Raw genomic sequence first — 15,012 nt, 5'->3', positions numbered from 1 at the left:
GGGGCGTCCAGCGAAGCCGGGGCACGACGCGCCAGCGGGGCACGGCGGACAAAATTGACACGGAAAACGGGGCCGGACAGCGCCGGATCAGACATAGCGAGCCTCCATGAGCCGTCCACCCGACGGCCCGGGATGAAGTCGTGCGCGCTCGGCCGGTCTCCTGGCTCGCGGGTCACGACCCCTCCTCCGCCTTCCCGGTTTCCCAGTGGCTGGCGGTCGGGACCGCCGGGGAGAAAGGGCTCGCCGCTTACAGTTGCGGGGGCAGCTGCGGCCTCGCGCGCCCGACAGGCGCCGCTCACCGCATTCCCGAAGAGCCGACGGACAGGCCGTCCGCTCACCGAAGCACCCGCCGACCATGCAAGAAATGAGGCGGCCATGCAATCGGGGTGCGCCGATCGGCCGGGCCCGCACCATCGGTCGGTGCCGGCGATTTCGAGGCATCCGGCGCGCCCCCGACCGGACGGACCAGGCCCTCCGCCTCAGGCGGGCGGGCCGGCGCGGTCGTCTGCGGGCCCGGGGCGCGCCTTGCCGGCGAGCGGCCCCTTGCGCCCCCACCAGACCTCGCTGCGACGCCGCAGCCGCCGCATGGCGGGGCTGTCGACGGACAGCACGATGACGCCGAGCGGCAGCATCCAGAAGCCGAGAATCGGCAGGAACCCCAGCACGCCGCCGAGAATCAGCGCCACGCCGGCGCCCATCCGCACCGGCCGCGAGCGCGGCAGGGGGAGGCGTCTGCGCCCGAGCCTGACATGCGTCATCGACGTTCCATCCTCACCAGACCCCGGCATGCGCGTCCGTGCCGCGCGCCGGCCCAACCGGCGGCAAACCGGCCGTTCGACCCGCCGCCACGGCCTTGCATCCACAGCCAGCGCGCCAACATAGAGATGGGCGGGCTTGGCAACGCCGGGAAGGCTTGATATAGCGAGCCTCCGAAAGAAAGACGTGGCCCTGTTCCTCGGTAGCTCAGTGGTAGAGCAATCGGCTGTTAACCGATCGGTCGCTGGTTCGAATCCGGCCCGGGGAGCCACTTCTTCCAATTTCCCATTTAAAATCAATGCCCTGCAAGGAGTGCGGCCCGGACGGGTTCACACCCTTTCAAACGTGCGGCCCGATGCGGCCGTCTCCGCCGAGCCGTCTTGCGGGTGGTCATGCTCCGCTTCGAGCCGGTTGAAGGCCGACTGCGCCAGGACCCGCTGACGCGCCGATCGCGTGTATCGATCGATCTCCTTCGTCGTCGTGTGACCGGTCACCGCCATGATCTCGCGGTCCGGGCAGCCCAGCGCCGCAAGCCGCGCCGCCGCCTTTCGCAGGCCATGAGCGCGCCCGGGCACCCCCGCCTCCTCGCAGCGCCTTCAGGGCCGCGCTCACCTGCGACAAGACCCTGATGCGCTTCACCGGCGCTGACGGTGCAGACGGACATTGCGGGATGCAGAACCGCTCGCTGCCGAACGCACGTGTCCTCGACTGGCTCGACGAGACGTTCGACGCCAACGGCTGTTTGCCATTCGGCGGATGGGGACCTGCGAGACTGGTCGGGGCGTTTCTGCGCGTCAGATAATGGCCTGCCGGACTTTCGCGGAGACCCACTCCGAGACGACGACGGTCAGGAGGATCAAGGCGAAAATGACGGTCACCTGGTTCCACGCGAGCATGTTGAGCGAGGACTGGAGCTTCAGACCCAGCCCTCCCGCCCCGACCAGGCCGAGGACGGTGGCCTCGCGAATGTTGATGTCCCAGCGGAAGACGGTAATGCCGGCGAAGGCGGGCAGGATCTGCGGGACGATCGCGTAGTCCATCACCTGGATGCGTGATGCGCCCGTCGCCTCGACCGCCTCGACCTGGGAAGCATCGATCTCCTCAATCGCTTCGTAGAGGAGCTTCCCGATGAAGCCGAGCGAGCGGAGCATGATCGCCATGATTCCGGCGACCTGCCCCGGCCCGATGATGGCGACGAGCAGCAGCCCCCAGATGATCGAGTTGATCGAGCGGGAGGAGACAATGATGAGAAGCGCGACGGGTCGCACCAGCGTGGCGCTGGGCGTCGTGTTGCGGGCCGCCAGGAACGCCAGCGGCACCGCGAACACGACCGCCAGCAGCGTGCCGAGCGTGGCAATGTTGATCGTCTCCCAGAGCGGCCACCAGAGTTCCTGGACATAGCCGAAGCGCGGGTCGGCCATCCGCGACAGGAGGTCGGCCGCCTGGCGCGGCGCGTCCCAGACGAAGGCCCAGATCGTGTGCTCCGTCATCACCTGCCAGCAGAAGACGAAGAGTGCCACGAGGACGAGCCATCCCGTCCACAGGATGAGCTGCTGGGTCGATGTCCGCCGATGCCATTCCCGGCCGGCAGGGGGGGTAGCCAACGACATCACTGGACCCACTTGCGTACGTGGCTGGACGCGTATTCGGCGAGCATCACGACGAGGATGATCAGAATCATGATGGCTGCGGCGGTGTCGTAGGCGTAGCGTTCCATCGAGGTGTTGAGCGTCGCACCGATGCCGCCCGCGCCGACGATTCCGATCACGGCGGATTCCCGGAAATTGATGTCGAGGCGATAGAGCGACAGGCCGATAAGCCGCGGCATGACCTGCGGCTGGATCGCATAGTTGATCAGCTGGAACCAGCTCGCGCCGGTCGCCCGCACGGCCTCGGCCTGCGCCTCGTCGATGTCCTCGATATCCTCGGCGAGAAGCTTCGCCAGGAAACCGATCGTAGCGAAGCTGAGCGTGAGAAAGCCGGCGAAAGGACCAAAGCCGAACATCGCGACGAAGATGATTGCGACGATGATCTCCTGGAAGGCGCGGGAGACGGCAATGATGCCGCGGCAGATGTAGTACACGGGAAGCGGCGACAGGTTGCGCGCCGCACCAATGCCGATCGGGATCGAGATCAAAACGCCGACCACGGTGGAGGTGACGGTCATCGTCAGGCTCTCCTCGAAGCCCTGGACGATATCCCCCCACCGCCGGGTGAAGTCCGGCGTCAGGAAGCCCTGGATGAAGCGCCAGCCCCGTTCCGTGCCTTCGTAGATGCGCTGCCAGTTGACCTCGAGCGAACCTACACCGAGTGCCAGGTACAGGAGCAGTCCGCCATAGACGATGATGCGCCAGTGGCGAGCTTGTATGAGAAGGGGCGGGCGTCGCCAGCGGCGCCCGGCCATCGGCGCGGCGGGGGCGCTCACGCCAGGCCCGCCATGCGTTCCTCTGCCTTTTCTTCCGGTGCGGTGTCCAGAACGCGATCGAGCGCGTCTTCCTTCGCGTCCTCTTCGGCCTGCCGCTGCATGGCGGTCCAGTCTTCGTCGCCGTAGATTGACGTCAGTGCCGCGTTGTCGAGTTCGGCGGGCGGTCCGTCGAACACCACTTCACCGGCGCGCAACCCGACAATGCGTTGCGCGAACTGGCGCGCGAGGACGACGTCGTGGATGTTGATGACGGCGGGAAGATTCCGCTCCTCGCAAATCTCGCAGATGAGCCGCATGATCTGTCGGGAGGTCTTGGGATCGAGGCTGGCTGTCGGTTCGTCGACGAGAAGGATCTCGGGATCCTGCTCCAGGGCGCGTGCGATACCGACCCGCTGGCGCTGCCCGCCGGAGAGAGCATCGGCGCGCTTGTCGACATGATCGCCCAGGCCGACCCGTTCGAGCAGCCCGAACGCCTTGTCGATGTCAGCCTGCGGAAAACGCCGTGTGAAGGAGCGCCAGAACGGAACATAGCCGAGCCGGCCGGAGAGCACGTTCTCCATCACCGTCAACCGTTCCACCAGCGCATATTCCTGGAAGATCATGCCGATCCGCCGTCGGGCACGGCGAAGCCCGGAGCGCGACAGAGCGCTGACTTCCGTATCGTTGAGGAAAATGCGTCCGCCCGTCGGCTCGACGAGGCGATTCACGCAGCGGATCAACGTCGACTTGCCAGCACCGGACGGGCCGATGAGACCGACGACCTCGCCCGCCGGAACCGTGAAGGTCACCCCCCGCAGAGCGCGGTCGCCCGTTCGGTACTGCTTCTCCAGGCCTTCGACGCGAAGCATCGGGCATATTTTCCTTCAGAGATCCTGGGCGGGGGGCAGTGTCCGCCCCCGCCCAGGATGTCTCACTGGCACTCGTAGGAGACGCCGTTGGCCTCATCGATCTGGCGGATCACGCTCCAGTCATCCTTGAAGGTGATCTCGATGAACTTGGACTCGCCAGACTTGGAGAACTCCTCGGCCAATGCCGAGCCTTCCCACGGGTAGGAGAAGAACGCTTCCTTGATCTTATCCTGCAGCTCCGGCTTCAGATTGTAGACGACACCGTAGCCGGTCGTCGGAAAGGTCTGCGAGGTATAAACCACCTTGAGCTGATCGGCGTTGACAACGTCGCGATCGATCATGCGCGCCTTTACTGAATTGGCGATGGCCGCGGCGGGATAGTCCTTGTTCGCCACGCCGATGATCGAGGTGTCGTGAGAACCCGAGAAGACAGGTTCGAAATCGACGCCGGCCTCCATTCCGAACTCGCTCTTCAGAAGCGCGGAGGGCGCCTTGAAGCCGGAGTTCGACGTCTCCTGGGTGAAGGCCATCTGCTTGCCCTTGATGTCCTCCACATCGTCGATCCCGGAGCCCGGATAGGTGATGATTTCCATCTCGTAGCCGAAGCTGTCGTCGGCGGCGGCCATCATCGCGAAGGGGCGGAAGCCGGCGCACGCCACGGCGATCGGATTGGAACCGGTATTGAAGCCGGCGACGTGCAGACGCCCGGCCCGCATCGCCTCCAGCTGGGCGGCATTGGACTGCACAGGGAAGAACTGGACCTTCTTGCCCGTCACCTCTTCCATATGCTCAAGAAATCCGGCCCAGACGTTTGCATAGACGGCAGGATCTTCCACCGGCGTATAGGCGAAGATCAACGTATCCGGGTCGACGAGTTGGCTTTCGTCGGTCGGAATGTCGGCGATGAGATCGCCGTCCGTGTCCGAATAGCGCCCGTCGAGCTTGAACTCGGCATGTGCAGCAGGGGCGGCGAAGATGGCCGCCGCAACGGCCGTGGAAACTAGACCGTGTCGGATGGCTCGGTGCATTCTGGATACTCCCCTTGAAGCTGGTTCCGAGAGACGCCTTCACACCACGACGGCGAGACAGTGGTATGAAAGATCGATCTCAGTTTTGTGACGCTCATGCGACACGCCGGCTCGCCATTTTCGATGCTTCTCCAGGATCCTAGAAGTCGAAGAATCCCGACAAGCGCAGCTTTGGCGGCCCGGGTCTGATCCGAATGCGGACACCTCACGCTTCGACTGCGCGGTTCTTGCAAGGGGACCTTTCGGTCCCGGATCGCTCAGCGCCCGCAGACCGGCCGGCGCCTTTCCTAGCGCCATCACACCGTGGGACTAAACACCCAGCGCTACGAGCTTGTGGTTCCGCCCTCCAGCGGACGGAACTCGCCGGAAGGCACCGTGGCCATGCTGATCAGGTAGATCGCGATGAAGGCGGCAATGAAGCCCGGGATGATCTCGTAGACGCCGGGTCCCCCGAAGAAGTTGTCGTTCCAGCCAAGCGCGATCCAGACGATGACCGTGACGGCACCGACGACCAGGCCCGCGACAGCGCCCGCTCCCGTCATCCGCTTCCAGGTGAGCGACAGGATGATCAGGGGTCCGAACGCTGCACCGAACCCAGCCCAGGCATTGGCCACAAGGCCGAGAACCTTGGAATCTGGATCGCGGGCAATGATTGCCGCCACAATCCCCACCAACAGCACGCAGACCCGACCGACATTGACGATCTCCCCTTCCCCTGCGTTACGGCGCAGGAACAGGCGATAGAAATCCTCCGTCAGCGAAGACGACGCCACCAGCAGCTGGCTCGAGATCGTGCTCATGATCGCCGCCAACAGCGCGGCCAGCAGAAAGCCCGTGATCAGCGGATGGAACAGCAGGTTCGCCAGCACGATGAAAATCGTCTCGGGATCCGCGATCGTCATGTCGTGGCTGACCACATAGGCCCGGCCGAAGACACCGACACCAATGGCGCCGAGCAGTGAGACGACCATCCAGCTCATCCCGATGTTGCGGGCGACCGGAACCGCTTCGACGCTGCGCACCGCCATGAAGCGGACGATGATGTGCGGTTGGCCGAAGTAGCCGAGCCCCCAGGTCACGGCGGAGAGGAAGCCGACGATCGTCAGGCCGCTGGTCAGCGACAGGAAATTCGGATCGACCGAGCGCAACACACTGACGGTCTCGCCAAAACCGCCCTCGCCGCTCATGACGACAATCGGCATCAGCACGAGGGCGACCATCATGATGCAACCTTGAACGAAATCGGTGAGGCTCACCGCCAGGAAACCTCCCACCACGGTGTAAGTCAGGACGACCAGCAGCGTCAGCCAAACGCCAACCGTGTAGTCTTGTGGCCCCATGTCGATCAGCTGGCCGAAGGCCGTCTCGAACAGTTTGCCACCGGCAACGAGACCCGAGCCCGTGTAGACGGCGAAGAACACGACGATGATGACCGCGGATACGGTGCGCAGCGCCAGCGCGCGACTGGGAAAACGGTTGGAGAGAAACTCCGGAATCGTGAGGGCGTTGTCGTAGCGCTCGGTCTGCTCGCGCAATCGCGGCGCGACAATGACCCAGTTCAAGAAGGCGCCGACGGTGAGGCCGATGCCGATCCACGCTTCGACCAGACCGCTCGCATAGAGCGCGCCAGGCAATCCCATGAGCAGCCAACCGCTCATGTCGGAGGCTCCCGCCGACAGCGCAGCTACGGCCGGGCTCAATTGACGCCCGCCGAGCATGTACTCTTCAGAATTCGAGGTGGACTTGCGCCAAGCGTAGAAGCCAATCGCCAGCATCAACGCGAAATACAGCAGCAGACTGACCCAGGTCCCGATATGCATTGAAGGCTCCCCGGCCAGTTCGCGCTGCGGCTGATTGAACTCAGGCAAACCTGCCAAACGTGTAGCCGATCCGCAATCCGCGTTCTCGCGAAGAGACGAAGTCCGCATTGAGTCCACGATCCGGATCGATCCGCAGCCATATCCGGCACTGCGCTGCGCTCCTTGGCGCGCACCAACCAATCGGCAGGCGGGAGAGCCTTCGAGAGTGATGCCGGGTTCGACCCCGGTCGGCGTTTGGCAATGGATCAAGAGCCTGCCGACCGCTCAACCATATTACATAATGTCATAACAGAAGCCTCATTGTGCAATGGCTTCAAACGGGCGGCTTGGTGTTTACTCAAGGCAGTTACTAAGCGATTTTGATGCAAATTGAAGAAGCGGTGTCTTGTCAGACGAGATTTACCCGGGATACACGCAGGCGGAGCTCGATCTCGCCTATACCCAGAAAGAATGGGCAGCGAACATGGACACGATCCTGCGTCGCTGGTCGGAAGCCGCTACTGACGTCCGAACCGCGCACCCTGGATACGCCGAGCACTGCTATGGCGCCCATCCCGACGAGCGGATCGATGTCTTCCCCGCGGCCGGCACGCTGGTGCATTTTCATATCCACGGCGGCGCCTGGCGAGGCCAGGCGAAAGAAGACAGCGTCTTTCTCGCGCCCTCGATGGCGGCCGTCGGCGTGACACTGGTTCTGCCGGAATTTTCCAAGCTACCGGGCGTACGCATGCCGGTGCTGCTGGAGCAGCTGAAGCGCGCGCTCACCTGGACCCATCAGCGGCTGATCGTCGAAGGTGACGCCACCGGTATCGTGATTTCAGGACATTCTTCGGGCGCACATCTGGCTGCGCTACTGGTGGCCGAAAGCAGGCTCGAAAAACTGGTTCCGGACAAGGTCATCCAGGCCGTACTCTGCATCTCCGGCTCTTACGATCTGGAACCGGTGATGCTGAGCGCCCGACGGAACTACATCGACCTGAGCGCGGAGGAGATGGTCCGGCTGAGCCCGATCCATCGCATCGCGGACTTCGGGCTGCCGCTGCATCTCTTTTACGGCGGACACGAGACGCCGGAGTTCCGTCGCCAGCCGCTCGCCTTCGCTGCCGCGCTCGAAAGGGCCGGCAAGCTCGCCGGCTGCCACCGGATCGCGAACCGCAATCACTTCGAGATCCTTGACGACCTCGCCGATCCGTCGTCGGAGATCGGCCGGCATGTCCATGACATTCTCGCCGCCGCCATCCCGGCACCTCTCTCCGCCGGCCTTCCAGGCGGCGCCGGGACCGCGCTGCCGGCTCACGGAAACTGACCGACAGGAGACACTGCCAATGCGTCCCCGCCTTCGCCACATCGCCCTCCGGGTGCACGATCTCGACAAGTCCGCGGCGTTCTACCAGGAAATCTTCGGACTCGACCGCGTCGGTCAGGAAGAGATCCCGATCGGCAAGGCCGTTTATCTCAGCGACGGTGTCATCAACCTCGCGCTGATCCAGTATTTCGGCCAGGCCGGCGCGGCAACGGAGGGTGCGGTCGGTAGTGCCGGGACAGATCATTTCGGCGTCCAGGTCGACGACATCGATGCCATGCGCACGAAGATCGAGGAGTTCGGCGGCACGTTCTACTTCGACCTTGGCGACGCGCGAAAAGGCAATTTCGAGCGGAAGTTCAAGGATCCGGACGGCATCGTCTTCGACATCTCGCATCACGGCTGGCTCGGCACCGACAGCCGGACCATGCCCGATGACCACGACTGAGCAGGACAGGACGGGAAACCGATCATGAAAGCGATCATCGTCGGTGCCGGCATCGGCGGGCTTACCGCGGCACTCTACCTCCACAAGCACGGTCTGGACTGTGCGGTCTACGAGCGCGCGCCGACGATCCAGGAGCTCGGGGTCGGCATCAACCTGATGCCACAGGCCGTCGCCACCTTCGCGGAGCTCGGCCTCCTCGACGCCATCGAGGCTGAAGGTATCAGCCCGGAGCATCTCTACTATCGTACCATCTCGGGGCTGACGGCCTGGGACGAGCCGCGCGGCCGCCAGGCCGGGCTACCGGTCCCGCAGATCTCCGTGCATCGCGGCCGGCTTCAGGCGGTGCTTTACCGGGCGCTGGAAGCGCGCAAACCGGGGAGCGTCACGACCGATCGCGAATTCGTCCGCTACGAGGAAACGGAGAGTGGTGTCATCGCCACCTTTCGCGCCTCCGGTGGGTCTGAATTCACCGTCACCGGCGACGTGCTGATCGGCGCCGACGGCATCCACTCCGCGCTCCGTCGCATGCTCTATCCCAACGAAGGCCTGCCGCGCTGGAGCGGCCGGGTGATGTGGCGTGGCACCGCCAACTGGCCCGCCTTTGGAGGCGGCAAGACATTCGTCATCGCCGGCTCGATCGACACGCGGCTGGTCCTGTTCCCGATCGCCAGGGGCGAGACCCCGGGCACCTTCAGGACCAACTGGGTGATGGTCCACCGCAATGCAGACGACGGCACCGCCCTGCCACCCGCCCAGGACTGGCAAGGCAAGGCCGACCGGGAAAAGTGCCTGAAGGCGCTGGAGCCTTTCGCCCTGCCCGATCTCGACGTGCACGCGCTCGCAGCCGCAACCACCGAGATTTTCGAGTTTCCGATGTCGGACCGCGACCCGCTTCCGCGCTGGAGCTTCGGCCGGGTCACGCTTCTCGGCGATGCCGCACACCCGATGTATCCGTTCGGTGGCAACGGCGCCGCCCAGGCGATCCTGGATGCCAAGGCGCTCGCGGGTATCATGGCGGAGGAGACCGATCCGATCGGCGCGCTGGCCGCCTACGATGCCGAGCGTCGGGAGAAGGTCTACCAGGTTGTCCTGACAAACCGGCAGGGTGGACCCGAGCGGGTGATCGACCTCGTGGAGGCCCGCGTGGCGGCGGAAGGCATTGCCCCATCCGACATTCCGCACGCCGAGCGGGCCGAGATCGTGCAGGCCTATTCACGTCTGGCCGGCTATTCGCCCGAACAACTGAGCAAGGTGGCTTCCTGAAGCCTCTTCGTTCAGCTCGAAGCGGGCTGAACGAAGAGGACTTACTCAAGGCATTCTCCCTGCAACCACCTCTAACCGCTTGGGTGGCTCCAACTGATCGGGAAAGGCTCCAAGGCGGGTTAATCAAAATCAGGAACCGGATTCCCACCCGCATGCGGCGCTCGAACACCGTCGTCCCGCCACCGAACAGGATGGAAACACCGAGCTCAAAATATATGCAGAACTCATAACATTTGATCACAAAATTCGATTAAAATCATATAGTTATGAGTATGCACCTTGAAGCCCGCGGGCTGACAAAATCATCAGCCCGCTCCGATGAGGCCTTGTAACGGCGCCGCCCCATGCAGGACACAGCCAGCACGATTTCCTCAAGCGACGTTTCGGTTCTGCTAGATCGTCCGATCACCGAACTGATCGACGCGGTGCACGACGGGCGGACCTCCTGCTCGGCCATAGCGGAGACCGTGCTCGAACGGATCGCTGCTCAGGACGATCGGATCAAGGCCTGGGCCCATCTCGATCCCCACTTGGTGCGTGCGGGTGCCGAGCGGCAGCAGAAGTCACGCGGGCGTGGAGTGCTCGCAGGCCTGCCGATCGGCATCAAGGATTCCATCGACACCTGCGACATGCCGACCGCGTACGGCTCGCCAATCTACTCAGGCTATCGACCGAGGGCGGATGCGGCTTGCGTGGCGCTCCTGCGTGCGGCCGGTGCGCAGATCGTCGGAAAGACGGCACTGACCGAGTTCGCGGCACCCTATCCCGGCCCGACCCGCAACCCGCACAATCCTGACCACACGCCCGGCGGATCCTCCAGCGGATCGGCGGCGGCCGTTGCCGCGGGCATGGTCCCCGTCGCCCTAGGGAGCCAGACCATGGGCTCTCTCATCCGTCCGGCAGCCTATTGTGGAATCGTCGGCTTCAAGCCGAGCTGGGGCCGTATCGCGACCGCCGGCATGAAGTCCCAGGTGGCGGACTTCGACCATATTGGCGTCATGGCCCGGTACGTGGAGGACGCAGCCCGCGTTGCGGCACTGATCGCGACCGTCGAAGCACCGACTTGGCAAGAGCGCCTAACCACGCCGCCGCGTCTGGCACTGTTTCGAGGCCCCTCGCCGGACAAGGCGGAGCCCCCCGCGGTTGCCGCGCTTGACCAGGCGGCGAAACAGTTCGCCGCGGCTGGCGCCGAGATTGTCGAGTTCCCGACGGATCCGCTGCTGGAGGCGGCCTGCGACGCCCAGATCACGCTCCTCTGCTACGAGATGGCCCGCTCGATGGTCTGGGAGTGGCAAACCCATCGCGAAGCCATCAGCCCGCTGCTGCAGCGCTACATCGAGACCGGCTGGAGCATTGCGCCGGATACCTTCAAGGCGGCCTCGGGTCAGGTCGCAGCAGCCCGGGCCAGGGTGGCGGAGCTGTTTGGCACGGCCGACGCAATTCTCACCTACAGCGCCCCCGGAGAGGCACCACGCGGGCTGGAGAACACCGGGGACACGATCTTCAACCGGCTGTGGTCAGTGCTGCGGCTGCCCGCCGTGACGCTGCCTGCGGGGACGGGACCGCAGGGTCTTCCGCTCGGCGTGCAACTCGTCGGCCGCCACTGGGACGATGCCCGCTTGCTCGCCTGCGCCCGCTGGGCCGAGGCCGTGCTCTCAGACCAATAAACACACCAGAAAAACCAACAGGGGACCTGCCATGAACCATCGCACTCACCGTCAAGCCAGGGGCTTGCGCCCCATCGGGGCGCTTCTCGCCGCCTCCCTCGCCGTCGCTGCCGCCATGCCCGCAGCGGCGCAGGATCTGGAGAAGACCAAACTTAACGTCGCTATTCTGCCGACCATGGACTACGTGCCGGTCGTGATCGCCATCGAGGACGGCCTGTTCAAGGACGAGGGGCTGGACGTCGAGTATCAGGTGACGACGGCACCGGCTTCGCTGAACGGCGTGCTCGGCGGCACCTACGACTTCGCCGGTGTCACCTGGTTCGCCTTTCTCACCGCCTACAACCGCGGGCTGCCGCTGACCGCCGCCAGCGAACTCGACCGCGGCACGCCCGGCTACACCAGCATCGCGGTGAAGGGCGATTCGCCCATCCAGTCGCTGGACGACATGATGGGCAAGAAGGTCGGTGTCCTGTCGACCAATGGCGCCTGCGACCTGACGCTCAACGACATGCTGCGCGAACAGGACAAGGACTATTCGTCGATCGAATACGTTGCGCTCGGCGTGCCCGAACTGGTCTCCACGCTGATGACGGGCGGCATTGACGCCGCCTGCCTGCCGGAGCCGCTGCGCACGCCGGCCATGACCAAGAACGATCTGCGCGAGGTCGTGGACCTGTTCAGCGGGCCCTATGAGGACATGCCGATCGTCGGCTACTCGACCACCACACGCTTCCGCGAGCAGAACCCGAACACCTTCGCCGCCGTACAGCGGGCCCTGACGAAGGGCCTGGAGATCGCCCATAACAATCCCGACCGGGCCCGCGCGGTCCTCTCGGTCTACACCCGGGTCGATCCCGAAACGGCGAAGACCGCGGTGCTGCCCGCCTATCCCGTGGGCCAGGGCATCGGCGACCTGGCGATCGTGGCCGACCTTATGGACCGGCTCGACGTGCTCGACGGTCCGGTGAAGGTTCCCGCGCAATGATCGATCTGCCCGGCTCCACCGCCGCCGCCCGGCGAGCGTCCGGCGCCGGGCGGCCCCTCCCGGGCCTGCGGCTTCCGTCGCAGGTCCGGAAGGTCGGTCTCGGGCTTCTGGGCGGTGCGGTCCTGTTCCTCCTGTTCGAGGTCTTCACCCGCTTTGCCGGAGTGCCCGAGCAGTACCTCCCTCACGCCACCGGCATCGCCGTTCGATTTGCCCAGCTCGCCGTCGATCCGATATTCCTCGCCGACGTGGGCGCCACCCTGGCCGCCTGGGCGATGGGCGTCGCCATCGCGCTCGCGCTTGGCGTGGCGTGCGGGCTGTGGCTCGGGCTGTCGCCGACGGCCCACGAGATCGGGCTGCCGCTCGTCAATCTGCTTCGGCCGATCCCGTCGGTATGCATCATCCCGCTCGCGATCCTGGTCATCGGCCAGGGGGTTGCCATGAAGCTTCTTCTGGTCAGCTACGCCGCGCTGTGGCCGATCCTGATCAACACGATCTACGGCGTGCACGGCGCCGATCCGGTCGCCAAAGATACCGCGCGCTGCTTTGGTCTGCCGCGCGGCGCGGTGCTGAGGCGCATCATCCTGCCCCAGGCCGCCCCGATGATCTTCACCGGCCTTAAGATCTCGACTTCGATCGGTCTCGTCGTGCTGGTCAGCGCGGAACTGCTCGCCGCGACCAGCGCCGGCATCGGCGCGTACATCTTTCGCGTGTCCTCCAGCGGAGGAAACATGGATTCGGTGCTTGCCGGTGCAGCCTATGCCGGCGTTCTGGGCGTGATCGCCAACGCCGCCCTCGCCGCCCTCGACCGGCGGTGGTTCGGCTGGAGCCGGCGCGAGGTGAGCCCATGAGCGCCATCGACACCTCACCCAAGGCGCCCCGACCTTTGGTCCCGCGGCAACTGGTATCGTTGCGACGCTACAGCGGGATCGCCGCCCTTCTGATCCTCTGGCAGATCGCCACCGTGTGGGCCGGCTCGTTCTTCTTCCCGACACCGCTCCTCATCCTGCAGACGGCCGGCAAGCTGTGGTTCAGTGGCGATCCCGCGCACCTGTTCCTGACCGATGCTGTCTTCCGCGACGTGCTGCCGAGCCTCGGCCGGCTCCTCGCCGGCTGGGCAATCGCGGTGGTTCTCGGCGTGACGATCGGGCTCGCCATCGGCGGCTCCCGCCGGCTTGCCGAGGCTGCCCAGCCGGTGCTGGAGTTCCTGCGCGCGCTGCCGAGCCCGGCGCTGATTCCGGTCTTCCTCATCCTGCTCGGCACCGATTCCACCATGCGCATCACCCTGATCGTCATGGGATCGATCTGGCCCGTGCTCCTGAACAGCATCGAGGGCATCCGCACTCTCGACCCGGCCCAGACTGACATGGCCCGGGTGTTTCGCCTGCCGCCGCACGCTCGGCTGACCCGCATCGTCCTGCCAGCGACCATGCCGCACATCTTCGCCGGCATGCGCGTCTCGCTCGCGATCGCCATCATTCTGATGGTCGTCAGCGAACTGGTCGCCAGCTCCAGCGGCATCGGCCATGCCATCATCAACGCCCAGAACACGTTCCAGCTGCCCGCGATGTGGGCGAACGTGATCCTCATCGCGCTTCTGGGCATTTCCCTGAACGGCCTGTTCTCGCTCGTCGAGAACCGCGTGCTCTACTGGCACCGGGCAGCCCGGAGGCTTCAGAAATGACCCGCGACCAGCCCCCCGTCCTCAAGGTGGAGAAGCTCCACCATTCCTACGCCCCCGGTGCGACGGCCATCGCCGAGCAGAGCTTCGAGGTCGCCGCCGGCGAGTTCGTCTCGATCGTCGGACCGTCCGGCTGCGGCAAGACCACGCTCCTGAAGATCCTCGCCGGCCTGCTCAAGGCAACCTCCGGTTCGGTCGCCCTGGAAGGCCGGCAGGTGACCGACGTCCCGGATGGTCTCGCCATGGTGTTCCAGGAGTACAGCCGCTCGCTGCAGCCCTGGCTCAAGGTGCGCGAGAACATCGAGCTGCCCCTCGAATATCAGCCGATCGACGCCGCCACCCGCAAGGCGCGGGTCGACGAGAGCCTTGAAGCGGTGAGCCTGACCGGCGCGGCCGACCGGTACCCTTGGCAGCTCTCCGGCGGCATGCAGCAGCGGGTTGCGATCGCTCGCGCGATCGCCTACCGGCCCAAGCTGATGCTGATGGATGAGCCCTTCGCTTCGGTCGACGCTCAGACCCGCGCCGACCTCGAGGATCTGGTGCTCGACGTGCATCAGAAATTCGGGATCACGACGCTCATCGTCACCCACGATATCGACGAGGCGGTCTATCTGGCCGACCGGGTGATCGTGCTGTCGAAGTCGCCAAGCCGGGTAATTGCCAACATTCCCGTTCCGCTTCCTCTCCCGCGCGACCAGATCGAGACCAAGGAGCGCGAGGACTTCGTTCACATCCGCTCGGAAGTCGCGACCCTGATCCGCCGCCCGGCCGCGACGCGGGCAGCCTGAGGC

The 15,012-nt window shown here is 65.1% G+C and carries 15 protein-coding genes, 1 tRNA gene and 1 riboswitch; of the genes, 9 read left to right on the top strand and 7 right to left on the bottom strand.

The window, feature by feature from the left end; translation table 11 throughout:
* Positions 1-133 precede the first annotated feature (133 nt).
* Positions 134-369, bottom strand: a riboswitch (cobalamin riboswitch).
* Between the two features lie 110 nt (positions 370-479).
* Positions 480-758, bottom strand: coding sequence for a hypothetical protein (locus ACSSVZ_RS15080; RefSeq protein ID WP_453971295.1), 279 nt, complete (start codon positions 756-758; stop codon positions 480-482).
* Between the two features lie 194 nt (positions 759-952).
* On the opposite strand from ACSSVZ_RS15080, the gene ACSSVZ_RS15075 reads away from it, so the two are divergent.
* Positions 953-1,027, top strand: a tRNA-Asn gene (locus ACSSVZ_RS15075).
* A gap of 58 nt (positions 1,028-1,085) precedes the next feature.
* Here the strand turns inward: ACSSVZ_RS15075 and ACSSVZ_RS15070 are convergent.
* The 6 genes from ACSSVZ_RS15070 to putP form a co-directional block, all read right to left on the bottom strand.
* Positions 1,086-1,331, bottom strand: a complete 246-nt coding sequence (locus ACSSVZ_RS15070) for a hypothetical protein (RefSeq protein ID WP_453971293.1) — start codon at positions 1,329-1,331, stop codon at positions 1,086-1,088.
* Positions 1,332-1,550: 219 nt separating this feature from the next.
* Entirely contained in the window at positions 1,551-2,366 is an 816-nt protein-coding gene (gene phnE / locus ACSSVZ_RS15065) for a phosphonate ABC transporter, permease protein PhnE (RefSeq protein ID WP_453971291.1), read from the bottom strand.
* Entirely contained in the window at positions 2,366-3,160 is a 795-nt protein-coding gene (gene phnE / locus ACSSVZ_RS15060; RefSeq protein WP_453971412.1) for a phosphonate ABC transporter, permease protein PhnE, read from the bottom strand. Before phnE (ACSSVZ_RS15060) ends, phnE (ACSSVZ_RS15065) begins: the two co-directional genes overlap by 1 nt.
* Positions 3,161-3,177: 17 nt before the next feature.
* The gene (gene phnC, locus ACSSVZ_RS15055) at positions 3,178-4,029 is read right to left on the bottom strand and encodes a phosphonate ABC transporter ATP-binding protein (protein ID WP_453971289.1); all 852 of its coding nucleotides are present in this window, start codon (positions 4,027-4,029) and stop codon (positions 3,178-3,180) included.
* 62 nt (positions 4,030-4,091) lie between these two features.
* The gene (phnD, locus tag ACSSVZ_RS15050; RefSeq protein WP_453971287.1) at positions 4,092-5,057 is read right to left on the bottom strand and encodes a phosphate/phosphite/phosphonate ABC transporter substrate-binding protein; all 966 of its coding nucleotides are present in this window, start codon (positions 5,055-5,057) and stop codon (positions 4,092-4,094) included.
* 323 nt (positions 5,058-5,380) lie between these two features.
* On the bottom strand, positions 5,381-6,877 hold the full coding sequence (gene putP / locus ACSSVZ_RS15045; protein WP_453971285.1) for a sodium/proline symporter PutP: 1,497 nt from the start codon (positions 6,875-6,877) through the stop codon (positions 5,381-5,383).
* 385 nt (positions 6,878-7,262) lie between these two features.
* On the opposite strand from putP, the gene ACSSVZ_RS15040 reads away from it, so the two are divergent.
* The 8 genes from ACSSVZ_RS15040 (at position 7,263) to ACSSVZ_RS15005 (ending at position 15,009) form a co-directional block, all read left to right on the top strand.
* Positions 7,263-8,183: an alpha/beta hydrolase gene (locus ACSSVZ_RS15040; RefSeq protein WP_453971283.1), complete on the top strand. Its 921-nt coding sequence runs from the start codon at positions 7,263-7,265 to the stop codon at positions 8,181-8,183.
* Positions 8,184-8,202: 19 nt separating this feature from the next.
* Positions 8,203-8,628, top strand: coding sequence for a VOC family protein (locus ACSSVZ_RS15035; protein ID WP_453971281.1), 426 nt, complete (start codon positions 8,203-8,205; stop codon positions 8,626-8,628).
* A gap of 24 nt (positions 8,629-8,652) precedes the next feature.
* Positions 8,653-9,891 (top strand): FAD-dependent monooxygenase, encoded by a 1,239-nt coding sequence (locus ACSSVZ_RS15030; protein ID WP_453971280.1) that lies wholly within the window; start codon positions 8,653-8,655, stop codon positions 9,889-9,891.
* A gap of 344 nt (positions 9,892-10,235) precedes the next feature.
* Positions 10,236-11,558: an amidase gene (locus ACSSVZ_RS15025; protein ID WP_453971279.1), complete on the top strand. Its 1,323-nt coding sequence runs from the start codon at positions 10,236-10,238 to the stop codon at positions 11,556-11,558.
* Between the two features lie 31 nt (positions 11,559-11,589).
* A complete protein-coding gene (locus tag ACSSVZ_RS15020; protein WP_453971277.1) occupies positions 11,590-12,543 on the top strand; it encodes an ABC transporter substrate-binding protein in 954 nt (317 codons plus the stop codon).
* Positions 12,540-13,391, top strand: a complete 852-nt coding sequence (locus tag ACSSVZ_RS15015) for an ABC transporter permease (protein WP_453971275.1) — start codon at positions 12,540-12,542, stop codon at positions 13,389-13,391. Before ACSSVZ_RS15020 ends, ACSSVZ_RS15015 begins: the two co-directional genes overlap by 4 nt.
* Complete coding sequence (locus ACSSVZ_RS15010) at positions 13,388-14,224, top strand: ABC transporter permease (protein WP_453971273.1); 837 nt, start codon at positions 13,388-13,390, stop codon at positions 14,222-14,224. Before ACSSVZ_RS15015 ends, ACSSVZ_RS15010 begins: the two co-directional genes overlap by 4 nt.
* Entirely contained in the window at positions 14,221-15,009 is a 789-nt protein-coding gene (locus ACSSVZ_RS15005) for an ABC transporter ATP-binding protein (RefSeq protein WP_453971271.1), read from the top strand. The genes ACSSVZ_RS15010 and ACSSVZ_RS15005 overlap by 4 nt, the downstream gene beginning before the upstream one ends.
* Positions 15,010-15,012: the final 3 nt, after the last annotated feature.

The organism is Amorphus sp. MBR-141 (genome assembly GCF_053628695.1).
Note: the sequence above shows the minus strand (reverse complement) of the source record. Positions and strands in the feature narration are given on the sequence as shown.

Bases quoted from the DNA above. Each gene is read 5' to 3' on its own strand.
- ACSSVZ_RS15010 (WP_453971273.1), top strand. From the start codon at position 13,388: ATGAGCGCCATCGACACCTCACCCAAGGCGCCCCGACCTTTGGTCCCG.
- ACSSVZ_RS15025 (WP_453971279.1), top strand. From the start codon at position 10,236: ATGCAGGACACAGCCAGCACGATTTCCTCAAGCGACGTTTCGGTTCTG.
- ACSSVZ_RS15005 (WP_453971271.1), top strand. From the start codon at position 14,221: ATGACCCGCGACCAGCCCCCCGTCCTCAAGGTGGAGAAGCTCCACCAT.
- phnD (WP_453971287.1), bottom strand. From the start codon at position 5,057: ATGCACCGAGCCATCCGACACGGTCTAGTTTCCACGGCCGTTGCGGCG.
- putP (WP_453971285.1), bottom strand. From the start codon at position 6,877: ATGCATATCGGGACCTGGGTCAGTCTGCTGCTGTATTTCGCGTTGATG.
- phnE (WP_453971412.1), bottom strand. From the start codon at position 3,160: ATGGCCGGGCGCCGCTGGCGACGCCCGCCCCTTCTCATACAAGCTCGC.
- ACSSVZ_RS15035 (WP_453971281.1), top strand. From the start codon at position 8,203: ATGCGTCCCCGCCTTCGCCACATCGCCCTCCGGGTGCACGATCTCGAC.
- phnC (WP_453971289.1), bottom strand. From the start codon at position 4,029: ATGCTTCGCGTCGAAGGCCTGGAGAAGCAGTACCGAACGGGCGACCGC.
- ACSSVZ_RS15030 (WP_453971280.1), top strand. From the start codon at position 8,653: ATGAAAGCGATCATCGTCGGTGCCGGCATCGGCGGGCTTACCGCGGCA.
- phnE (WP_453971291.1), bottom strand. From the start codon at position 2,366: ATGTCGTTGGCTACCCCCCCTGCCGGCCGGGAATGGCATCGGCGGACA.
- ACSSVZ_RS15015 (WP_453971275.1), top strand. From the start codon at position 12,540: ATGATCGATCTGCCCGGCTCCACCGCCGCCGCCCGGCGAGCGTCCGGC.
- ACSSVZ_RS15080 (WP_453971295.1), bottom strand. From the start codon at position 758: ATGACGCATGTCAGGCTCGGGCGCAGACGCCTCCCCCTGCCGCGCTCG.
- ACSSVZ_RS15020 (WP_453971277.1), top strand. From the start codon at position 11,590: ATGAACCATCGCACTCACCGTCAAGCCAGGGGCTTGCGCCCCATCGGG.